The 10,377-nt window shown below is 58.4% G+C and carries 12 protein-coding genes and 1 pseudogene; 9 read left to right on the top strand and 4 right to left on the bottom strand.

Translation table 11 applies throughout. From position 1 onward, the window contains the following. Positions 1–62: 62 nt before the first annotated feature. Both msrA and KI792_14565 read right to left on the bottom strand, forming a co-directional pair. Positions 63–670 (bottom strand): annotated as a pseudogene (msrA, locus tag KI792_14560) (peptide-methionine (S)-S-oxide reductase MsrA). A gap of 175 nt (positions 671–845) precedes the next feature. Next, positions 846–1,661: a hypothetical protein gene (locus tag KI792_14565; GenBank protein MBV6634245.1), complete on the bottom strand. Its 816-nt coding sequence runs from the start codon at positions 1,659–1,661 to the stop codon at positions 846–848. A 181-nt stretch (positions 1,662–1,842) separates the two neighbouring features. Between KI792_14565 and KI792_14570 the strand changes: the two genes are divergently transcribed. Then, entirely contained in the window at positions 1,843–2,496 is a 654-nt protein-coding gene (locus KI792_14570) for an outer membrane lipoprotein carrier protein LolA (GenBank protein MBV6634246.1), read from the top strand. Here KI792_14570 and KI792_14575 read toward each other — a convergent pair. Continuing rightward, positions 2,455–3,300 carry a sterol desaturase family protein gene (locus tag KI792_14575; GenBank protein ID MBV6634247.1) on the bottom strand — a complete coding sequence of 282 codons (846 nt, stop codon included), beginning with the start codon at positions 3,298–3,300 and terminating at the stop codon, positions 2,455–2,457. The genes KI792_14570 and KI792_14575 overlap by 42 nt on opposite strands. A gap of 72 nt (positions 3,301–3,372) precedes the next feature. Between KI792_14575 and KI792_14580 the strand changes: the two genes are divergently transcribed. From KI792_14580 to KI792_14605, 6 genes are all read left to right on the top strand, one after another. Further along, entirely contained in the window at positions 3,373–4,215 is an 843-nt protein-coding gene (locus KI792_14580) for a gamma-glutamyl-gamma-aminobutyrate hydrolase family protein (protein ID MBV6634248.1), read from the top strand. Positions 4,216–4,265: 50 nt separating this feature from the next. Next, positions 4,266–4,967 carry a fumarylacetoacetate hydrolase family protein gene (locus tag KI792_14585; protein MBV6634249.1) on the top strand — a complete coding sequence of 234 codons (702 nt, stop codon included), beginning with the start codon at positions 4,266–4,268 and terminating at the stop codon, positions 4,965–4,967. A gap of 27 nt (positions 4,968–4,994) precedes the next feature. Further along, entirely contained in the window at positions 4,995–5,795 is an 801-nt protein-coding gene (xth, locus tag KI792_14590) for an exodeoxyribonuclease III (protein ID MBV6634250.1), read from the top strand. 4 nt (positions 5,796–5,799) lie between these two features. Further along, positions 5,800–6,414 carry a histidine phosphatase family protein gene (locus tag KI792_14595; protein MBV6634251.1) on the top strand — a complete coding sequence of 205 codons (615 nt, stop codon included), beginning with the start codon at positions 5,800–5,802 and terminating at the stop codon, positions 6,412–6,414. Positions 6,415–6,416: 2 nt separating this feature from the next. Further along, a complete protein-coding gene (locus tag KI792_14600; protein MBV6634252.1) occupies positions 6,417–6,995 on the top strand; it encodes a PH domain-containing protein in 579 nt (192 codons plus the stop codon). Positions 6,996–7,154: 159 nt separating this feature from the next. Further along, positions 7,155–8,411 carry a hypothetical protein gene (locus KI792_14605; protein ID MBV6634253.1) on the top strand — a complete coding sequence of 419 codons (1,257 nt, stop codon included), beginning with the start codon at positions 7,155–7,157 and terminating at the stop codon, positions 8,409–8,411. Positions 8,412–8,432: 21 nt separating this feature from the next. Here KI792_14605 and KI792_14610 read toward each other — a convergent pair whose 3' ends face one another. Continuing rightward, the gene (locus KI792_14610) at positions 8,433–8,603 is read right to left on the bottom strand and encodes a DUF1674 domain-containing protein (protein ID MBV6634254.1); all 171 of its coding nucleotides are present in this window, start codon (positions 8,601–8,603) and stop codon (positions 8,433–8,435) included. Between the two features lie 175 nt (positions 8,604–8,778). Between KI792_14610 and htpX the strand changes: the two genes are divergently transcribed. Together htpX and KI792_14620 are read left to right on the top strand one after the other, a co-directional pair. Next, on the top strand, positions 8,779–9,729 hold the full coding sequence (gene htpX / locus KI792_14615) for a zinc metalloprotease HtpX (GenBank protein ID MBV6634255.1): 951 nt from the start codon (positions 8,779–8,781) through the stop codon (positions 9,727–9,729). 66 nt (positions 9,730–9,795) lie between these two features. After that, positions 9,796–10,377: hypothetical protein (locus KI792_14620; GenBank protein MBV6634256.1), on the top strand; the 582-nt coding region annotated here is incomplete at its 3' end.

A 10,377-nucleotide genomic window follows, 5' to 3' on the forward strand; every position in this document is an offset into this window, starting at 1 on the left:
GGGTGCGCCCCGATTGGGTGCTGACCGGCGAAAGCCTGGCCAGCTAACCCCGCGCCTGCCTGTTAAGTCGTTGCCGGGGATACCGCCCTGCTGTTAGCTTTAGCATGAGCTAATATGGGGGCGGGGTATGACAGTATTGACGGTGGTGATCCCAACCGGGCTCGCCTTTGACCCGACCGGTCTTGTCGATCTTGATAGCCCGGATTTTGAACTACTGACCGCTGATGCTGGGGTGATCGAGATCCTCCGCTTCCCAAAACGGTTTTGCGGCTGTGATCTCAGTCACCACCCGGCCTGGCCAGCGGCCAGAGGCGTTGACGGCTTCCGTCACCTCTTCGGCAGCCTGCTTCTGCTCATCCGTTAGGTAGAAGATCGCAGAGCGATATTGGGTGCCGCGATCATTGCCCTGGCGATCCACCGTGGTTGGGTCATGGATCTGATAGAAGAACTCGAGCAGACGACGATAGGAAAGCGCGCTTGGGTCAAAGGTGATCTCAATCGCCTCAGCGTGGTTGGTATCGCCCTTCTTAATGTCGTTATAGGTCGGGTTCTCCAGCTCGCCACCGCTATAGCCGACACGGGTGTCACGCACGCCAGGAACCTTGCGGATCAAATCCTGCATGCCCCAGAAGCAACCACCGGCCAGGATCGCTCGCTCTAACTCTGCCATGATGCTTTTCCTTATCTTTCTGTCCTCATCCCGCCAGTCGGCGGGGGATGGGCGACGGTCGTCATCCGTCGATGTCTGATACTTTAAATCGGTGTTCAGAAGACAATTTGCCAGGGTCCAGCGCCACCAAACTGGCGTCAAATAACCGTGAAAAGCCTGTAGCGCGGGCTTTCGATCAGTCGACAAACCCAAAACGCGGGGTATCAGCCTGGGGCATCCCGGCAGATAGGGTCGCGTTCATCGCATGGAAATTGTGGAAGCTGATCAGGTTATCGATCACCTCAACCGATACAAACAGCACGCAGCCATTCACATAGATGAAATTCGCCGCATTCAGCTTCGGGATGTTGTAGATCCCGGCCACGTTCACCGTGCTCACATCATAATAGATGAAGTGCTCGTCATTCAGATAGAACGTGTTGTTAAACAGATAGTTAGCCGCACCATACTCAGCCGGCCGTGTCTTCTGCACCGTCTGCAGATAGTTCTTAACCTTCTGTGATCGCTCAACCAGGCCAGCCGCCACGCGTTGATTGATGCTTTGGAAATCCTGAACCGTGAAGGAGCCTTGCATCTCCTCATTCCGGTTCATGATGCCGACACTCACCGTCGATGGAACAGCCCACTGCTCATGCACGTAGAAGCTGCTTTGATAGACAGCTGAGAAGGTGTTGTTGATCAGCTGATCGTTTAAAAACTCAGTCAGTGTCCGGGACTTACTGACCGGCAGAAATGGCTCCGGGAGGCGCAGGGCAATCGGGTGCGGGCAGCCCGCCAGATCAATCTGGTCATGGTAGTAGCTTTGTACCTGACCGGTTGCGACAGAGCCGCTGTTCAACCCCTGGGCATGGGCAAGCATGGGCACCGGTGCCGCCAGCATGCCAAGGGCACAAGCAGCCCCAGTTAGCAGCCGACCAGCGCTTTTAAACGCGCTAAACCGATCCGATTTCACCGTATCGCGGATTGTTGTCATCCGGGTTTGCCCTGTCATCAACCTGTATTCACATCATGCTGAGTGCGACCCTGCACCCAGGAATTTGCTTGATATTACCCTAGATTAAGCCACAAGTGCCTCGCTTACCACCTTTGGCTGCCTGTCGCATAATGCCGCCATATTCGGTTGGCATTGGTAGAACACTCTTTCCCGCCCCCAATTCTCAACGCCCAACGACATGACCCTATTTCGCGCTGCTATCGCCATCACACTGACCGTTCTTCTTGGCCTCACTATGGCACCCCGGGCCATGGCCGAAACTGATTGGCAGAGCCCGGATGACATCATCAGTGATGTTCAGCGCTACCTGAATGAGTTGGACACCGCGACGGCGGGGTTCGAGCAAATTTATGAGGGCGGGGAGACCGCCACCGGCACCTTCTATCTGGATCGTCCAGGACGCCTACGCTTCCAGTACGATGTGCCGAATGAGAGCTTTATCGTCGCCGATGGGACCTTCATCTATTTCTGGGATGACGACCTGAAGCAGGTCTCACAGACCACGATTGGCGACACCCTGGCCTTTGTCCTGCTGCAAGAGGATATCCGCCTCTATCACGGCGCCGACGATGAAGAGGCCCCGCGTGTTGTCGTCAGCGAAGTTCAACGCATTGATAATGAGGTCTATCTGGTTCTAGAGCTGCGCGATGATCCCGGCCGCGGCCGCCTAACCGTCATCTTCGATGCTGAACCTCTCACCCTCTCACGCTGGGTCGTGCTGGATGCCCAGGGCTTCCAGACTGAGGTGCGCCTAACCGACTGGCTCGAGAACACAGAGCTCGACCGGGATCTATTCTTTTTCTCCCGCCCCGGCTTTGGCGGGGTTGAGTGACGGCGGATGCTGTCGGCTAAACGGGCGCAGCAAGAGCTCCTTCAACGGCCGATCGCCCAGCCCCTCAACACCGATGCGCATATCCACCTGACGCTCCGTCGCGCTTCTGGTCCCGAAAATTGGATCCCAGATCGATAGGATCGTGCCGTAATTGCTGTCGGTATCCGCGCGCTTAGCATGGTGATGCACCCAGTGGATCGATGGGGTTATCAAGACCCGCGACAGGGCACGTTCAAGCTTTAGCGGCAGTTTGATGTTGGAATGCTGAAAGATCGCGGAGATCAGGACCAGCAACTCGAACACCACAACGCTGGTGAGCGGGATGCCAAGCGCTAAAACCGGCACCGCACGGGCGAAGGCTGACAGCACCACCTCACCAAAATGGAACCGAACAGCACTGGTGGTATCCAGGCGTTCATCCAGATGGTGGATCTCATGAAACCGCCAGAGGAACGGCACCTCATGGTTGAAGCGATGCCACCAATAGATCGCCATATCCAAGATTAGGATATCGAGGACCAGGCCAGTCCAACCTTGCAAGAACTCAGGCCGGACGACCGGAGACAGACTGGCGGCAAGGGCGGTTACCGGCAGCACCACCATTGGCGATAGCAACAAGTTGCCAGCCCATAGCGTGCCATTGCGCAATAGGCGACGCCAACCAAACCGCCCCTCATTCGGCGGTGCTGGCTGCCGCAACTCATCCAACGCCTTCGGTCGCCACCGCTCAAGCGTGAACAGCAGGCCAAGCCAGCCGAACACGGCGGCAACTTTTATGATGAGGAAGAGGGTGCTCTGATCCATAACTCGCATTATGTAAACAGGCATGAGGTTAGGCCAAGGCTGGCTGAAGTAGTTGTGAAGGAGTGCGGCAAGATGGCCGTTAAGCAGACACCATCAGAACAGGGTCAAGTCAGGCCAATCATTGGTATTACGACCTGTTACGAGCCAGCTAAAGATCCGGACAAGAACATGCCGGCCTGGTTCACCAAGGACCCGTATGTTGAGGCGGTGATTAAGGCGGTCGGCGGTGTGCCTGTTCTACTGCCAAGTGCCGCAACGGCGGAGGCGAGCACCATCGCCGCCCTCATTGATGGTTGGCTAGGCGCCCTGGATGGCATTCTGGTCACCGGCAGCCCATCGAATGTTGAGCCCGCCCGCTATAACGGCCCGCCCAGTGCTAAAGGCACCGAGCATGACCCGGCCCGCGATGCCTACACGCTGCCACTGATCCGTGCCGCGATTGATCGGGGCGTGCCCTTGCTGGCGATTTGCCGTGGGCATCAGGAACTGAATGTTGCCCTAGGTGGCAGCCTGCATCAGTTGCTGCATGAGGTGCCGGGCCGATTTGACCATCGTGATGACGAGAGCAAACCTTTGCCCGAGCGCTTTGGTCCCGCCCATATGGTGAAACATCGCCCCGATGGGTTCTTCCAAATCGCCATGGATTGCGACGAATCCCTGGTCAATTCACTCCATACTCAAGGCATTGATCGGCTAGCCACCGGCCTACTGGAAGAGAGCGTGGCCCCCGATGGCACCATTGAGGCTGTCTCGGTTAAGGGCGCGAAAAACTTCGCGGTTGGCGTGCAATGGCATCCAGAATGGCATTACGAAACCAGCGAGACCTCAATGGCGCTGTTCCGCGCCTTCCAACAATCCAGCATCGCCCGACATTATGAACGAACTGGCCTTGCACCGGTTGCGGCCAGTGCCTAGGCTCCCGACCTCTTCGACCGCCCGTTTCTAGGGATGCCTTGCAGGCGCTTATGACCAACCAATTCGTTTTTGACCCACCGGCCACCGTCGCGGTGCCCGTGGCCGGATCGGCGGCCCAATTCCCAATCCGCCGCATCTTCTGTGTTGGCCGCAACTATTCCGACCATGTGCGGGAAATGGGCGGCGACCCAAGCGATACGCCGCCGGTCTTCTTCACCAAGCCAGCCGATGCGGTAGTCCGGGTCGATGATAAGGGCACCACTGGCGTCGCCTATCCCCCCGGCACTGACAGCCTGCACCATGAGGTTGAGTTGGTCGTGGCCCTCAAATCTGGTGGTAGCCACATCCCAGAAGCGGACGCGCTAAGCCATGTTTATGGCTACGCGGTTGGTGTCGACATGACCCGTCGTGACATCCAAAAGCGCGCCGCCGAGGCTGGCCAGCCCTGGGATATGGCAAAGGGGTTTGACCAATCCGCCCCGCTGGGCCCAATCCAACCGATGCCCGGGCAAGACATGCCAAAAGGCGGGATCACCCTTTCCGTGGATGGTGAGTTGCGCCAAAGCTCAGATCTCGATCACATGATCTGGAAGCTGCCGCCGATCATCAGCCGCCTGTCTGCCCTCATCCATCTTGAGCCTGGCGACCTGATTTACACCGGTACGCCGGATGGCGTCGGCCCGGTCACCAGAGGGCAGACGGTCAAGGCCGCGATTGACGGCCTGCCACCGATCAGCTTCGACATCACTTAACCCCCGACGTTTAAGGACACCAAAACCATGGCGCTTCGCGTTGCCACCTGGAACATCAACTCCGTGCGTCTGCGCATCGATATGGTCACGCGTTTCCTCGCTGAGTATCAGCCGGACGTGCTGTGCCTTCAGGAAACGAAGAGCCCAGATGGCGCCTTCCCGACCGCAGCGTTTGAGGAGGCGGGCTACCCCCATCTCGAGATTGCCGGGATGAAGGGCTATAACGGCGTTGCTGTCGTTTCAAAGCATCCGTTGAGCAATGGTGAGAGCTTTGATCGCTGCGGTAAGTCAGATTGTCGGCACGTGGCCGCCAGCCTCGCCGATGGCACGGAAATCCACTCAATCTACATCCCAGCCGGTGGTGATGAGCCAGATCGGAAGAAGAACGAGAAGTTCGATCACAAGCTGAACTTCGTCACCGAGCTGACCGAATGGTTCCCGGCGAAACGCAGTACCAAGAACCCGATCATCGCGGTGGGCGACTTCAATATTGCACCGCTGGAAACCGATGTTTGGTCACATAAACAACTGCTGAACGTGGTTAGCCACACACCGATTGAGGTTGAGCATCTGGACAAGATGCAGGCCAGCTTCAAATGGCACGACGCAGTTCGCGGCTATCTGGGTGAGGAAGATAAAATCTATTCCTGGTGGAGCTACCGCGCACGGGATTGGGAGGCCTCAGACCGTGGCCGTCGCCTTGACCACATTTGGGTGACCCCGCCACTTGCGGACAAGGTAACCAACGCCGAAATCTTAAAGCCGATCCGTGGCTGGGAACCAAAACCATCCGACCACTGCCCCGTGATGATCGATTTGGACGTTTGATCGGATGGCAGGCACCAAGGTTGTTATCTGCCGTCATGGGCCGACCAACTGGAACCGCACTGGCCGGGTTCAGGGCCATCGCGACGTCCCCCTGTCTGACCACGGTCGACAGCTTATCCGTGGCTGGCAGCTACCTACCAGTGAGCCAATCACTGCCTGGTGGTCGAGCCCCCTGATCCGGGCTGTTGAGACGGCTAACCGCCTCGGTGCCCAGAACCTCAAAACCGATGACCGCTTGATTGAGGGAGATTGGGGTGATTGGGATGGCCAACGCCTCGCTGATATCCGTGCCGCTATCCCCGATGTGATGGAAAAACTGGAAGCCAAGGGCCTTGACTTCCTGCCACCGAATGGTGAGAGCCCACGTATGGCGCGCGACCGCCTGGCCGCCTTCCTCACCGACATGGCCGGAACTGACGGCACCGTTGCGGTCGTTTGCCATAAGGGGGTGATGCGTGCCCTCTACAGCCTCGCCGTTGATTGGGACATGACCCACGACCCGGCGGACAAGCTGCGCGATGCTTGCTGCCATCTCTATGAGCTGGATGCCGGTGGCCACCCGACCATCCTGCAATTGAACATCCCATTGGCCCCAAATGCTGAGAAGCAGGCCTGGTGACCTTGGCTGACGACGATCAAAACTACTGGCCAGCGGCACTGGAGAACCTCAGCTATGACCGGGTTTCCATTACCGGGGATCTAGTCCGTGGGGTGTTTGGCATCGCGGCCACCTTTGGCCCCTTGCTACTGGTTCCCGATGTGCACCCGGTCTTTGTTGCCATTCTCGGCAGCCTGGGCGCCCTATTCAGCTGGTTCCTAATCCGCACGGGTATGCGCTGGCCGGTTCGGGTCGCGGTTAGCCCTAATGGGCTATCCCTGCGCAACGGGGTCGGATCGACCGAAACACTGGCCTGGCAAGATCTTCAAGCGGTCCAGCTTCGCTACTACTCAACCAGGCGTGACCGGGATGAGGGTTGGCTGCAGCTTGAGCTATCACACCGCAGCGGCCAAAAGCTAAAACTAGACAGCAATCTGGCTGAATTCGGCACGGTCGGTGAGTATGCGGCCATCGCCGCCCAGCGCCATGGGCTAACGGTGGACACCACCAGCGCCGACAACTTTTTGTTCCTCGGCGTGGCGCCACGCTGGTTAACAGACCGCACGGTTGGGGACAAAAACCCTGGCGAAACGACTACCTAAGACGACCACAAACATCGTGCAGGGCCGCAACACTCTGATGTGCGCCAAGTGGCGGCCTGCGGGTCGGCAAACACAAAGCCCCTCGTTTTTGGTACTGCTGTAGGCTACTGATAGGTGGGTCAGCCTGGTCTTAAACCCCAGTAATAAGCGCATTTTTGAATGAGTGGATTTCTGAACGGCATGAAGTCGCGCGGCAACGCAGCGCCCGGCACCGCGAGCGCGGGCGCCGATCCCATTGCCTCGGATATCCGGTTTCAAGCGCTGGACCAGCTGCCAAGTAACATTGCGATTGCGGACGCCAACACGCTTGAGATTCTGTATCTCAATCAGCAGGCGAAGCGTACGCTTGATAAGCTTCGCACTGTGATCTCACCCGAAGATGGGAAGATCACCGGCCAGTCGCTGCAGGTGCTCTATCCCAACATCGCCGCCCATGGCGCTGATCTTCAAGACCCTGACAAATTGCCGATCTCCGACCGTGCGCAGGTTGGCGAGGAATGGTTGGGCCTACGCTTATCCGCCGTGCTCGATGAGGACGGTCAGGTCGAGGCGCTGCTGATGACCTGGGCGATGATCACCAAGAATGTGCGCCACACCAATGAGTTTGAGGCGAGCATCAAGCGCATCATCGATGCGGTCGCCGATAGCGCGGGTTTCCTTCAGCGCACTGCGCTCGGCGTTAAAGAGGATGCGAGCAAGGCCAAGGATCAGGGCAATGACGCCTCTGGTTCTGCCCAGGATGCCCATGCCAACGCCCAATCGGCCGCTGTCGCTGCTGAAGAACTAACCACCTCCATCCGATCGATGAGTGAGCAGTTCCACACCTCAACTCGGCTAGTGGCCGCCGCCGTGAACCAGGGCGAGAAAACCCAGGATGTGGTCAGCAAGCTGACCGAGGCGACAGGCAAGATTGATGCGGTGGTGAAGCTGATCAATGAAATCGCCGGCCAAACCAACCTGCTGGCGCTCAACGCGATGATTGAGGCGGCGCGCGCCGGGGATGCAGGACGTGGCTTCGCCGTCGTTGCCGCCGAGGTGAAGGACCTCGCCAACCAAACCGCACAGGCGACCGAGGACATCCAAACCCAGGTTGATGCCATCCTGCGCGCAACCGAGGAAACCGTCGGCGCCATCGGTGAGATTTCCAGCCGGATTGGTGAGATTGATCAGATTACGACCTCAATCGCCGCCGCAGTTGAGCAACAATCCGCCGCGACCGCAGAGATCGCACGCTCTGTCGCCTATTCATCTGATGCCATGCGTAATGTCAGTGAGAACCTTGAGGCTGCAAATACCTCGATGGCGAGCACCAGCTCATCTGCCAAAGAGTTGCATGAGGCGTCAAACATGCTGACCGCCCAGGCAGAGGAGCTCCGCGATGTCTCGCAGAGCTATCTGGATCGCCTGAAGGTTTAGGCCGGACGCAGTACTAGCCGATCAAAAATCGGTACAGCGCCCCTTATTTTCCCAATCGCCATAACGCGTAGGCTCAGGCCCCGGTGGACCGCCGATCTCTTTCAGCTTGCGAGACTTCTTGGCCGCAGCGTCATCGGTTGTAGCCTCTTCACTAACCTGATCATTGGCGGCAGATTTGGTGTCGTCCGTCATGGGTCGTTCCAAAAATCATCGAATAAATACTGATAAATCAGCCTTGCTAGAGGATATGGCGCACGCCATGGCATTCGGCAACCGTTGAGCGAGCGGCAACGCGCCCCATATAGACGCGGGATAACGGTTGCCGCACCGCTGCCGTGACCAATGATGGAGGATGGTGGACCCAATGATGGGTTACGCAAAAACAGCAATGCTAATGGCGGGCATGACCGCCGTGTTCCTTATGCTTGGCTTTATGCTTGGTGGTGAGGGCGGCATGATTATGGCCCTTGTCTTTGCCATCGCCATGAACGGGTTTGCCTATTGGAACTCGGACAAGATGGTGCTGCGCATGTATGGCGCCCGTGAGGTTGATGAGCGTAGCGCGCCGAAACTATATGGCATGACCCGGGAGATGGCGGTTCGCGCGGGTATGCCTGTGCCGCGCGTCTATATCATCGACAATCCGCAACCAAACGCCTTCGCCACCGGTCGTAACCCCGAGAATGCTGCCGTTGCGGCCACAACCGGCCTGCTGCAACGCCTATCCGATGAGGAAGTGGCCGGCGTCATGGCGCATGAGTTGGCCCATATCGCCAATCGGGACACCCTGATCATGACGGTGACCGCAACAATCGCCGGCGCCATCTCCATGCTCGCCAACTTTGTCCTATTCTTTGGTGGGCGGGATCGGAATAGCCCCCTAGGCCCTATCGGCGTTCTTCTGGTCGCCATCCTGGCCCCGTTCGCCGCCATGATCGTGCAAATGGCAATCAGCCGATCGCGCGAGTATGAGGCAGACCGTATTGGCGCAGAGATCTGCGGAGAGCCGCGTTGGCTCGCCTCCGCCCTTCAACGAATTCAAGGTGCCGCCAGCACCATCGACTACCCGCGGGCTGAGGCAAACCCAGCGACAGCGCACATGTTCATCATCAACCCGCTGCATGTGCATGCGATGGATGGCCTGTTCTCAACCCACCCCAAAACCGAAGAGCGGATTAGCCGCCTGATGGCCATGGGCGGTGGTGGTCAGACAAAGGTTTCCAGCCAACCAAGCCGCATGGCACCCACCGCTGGACAGCGTATGGCTCAGCAGCGCTGGCGCGAGCCGCGACAACGTAAGGCAGGGCCCTGGGGCTGATCCAGCAGCCAAGTCGTTAGACTTTCGAAGGTTTAGGGTTTAAGAGCCCGGCTTATGAGACGACAAATGACAAGCCGACCGGCGCGCGAGAAGCCAGGGCGCAACCGACCGCCCCATGGCGGCCAGAAGCGTGGCCGTAGCCAGAGCAACCGTGGACCAGGCAAAGAGCCTGCGGGCCTGCCGCCACGGCTAGCGGCCATCAACCTGTTGCATCAGGTGTTGAACCAAACAGAGCCGCTGGATGACCTTCTTGATAAGGAGAAGAGCTTCACCCGGTTAAGCCCGCGAGACCGGGCGCTCTGCTATCGCTTGGTGCTGGCTGTCCTCCGCCATCTGGGCACATTGGATCTGGTAATTGAAAAATGCCTGACCAAGCCCAAGGACCTGCGTGAACATGATCTGCGTCAGATCTTGCGGATTGGCGCGGCACAGCTGCTATTCCTAGACACCCCACCGCACGCCGCGGTGGATACCTGCCTACATATGGCGGACGCGCGCAAACTTGGCCGGACCAAGGGGCTCGCCAATGCCGTTTTGCGCCGGATCGACCGGGAGCGCGAAACCATTCTTGAGGGCGCGTTGACCGGTGAGATCAACACGCCGGACTGGCTATGGGAAAGCTGGGTTGAGCAATACGGCGCCGAACAG

The sequence above is a fragment of the Alphaproteobacteria bacterium SS10 genome (assembly GCA_019192455.1).
Lineage (GTDB): Bacteria > Pseudomonadota > Alphaproteobacteria > TMED2 > TMED2 > TMED2.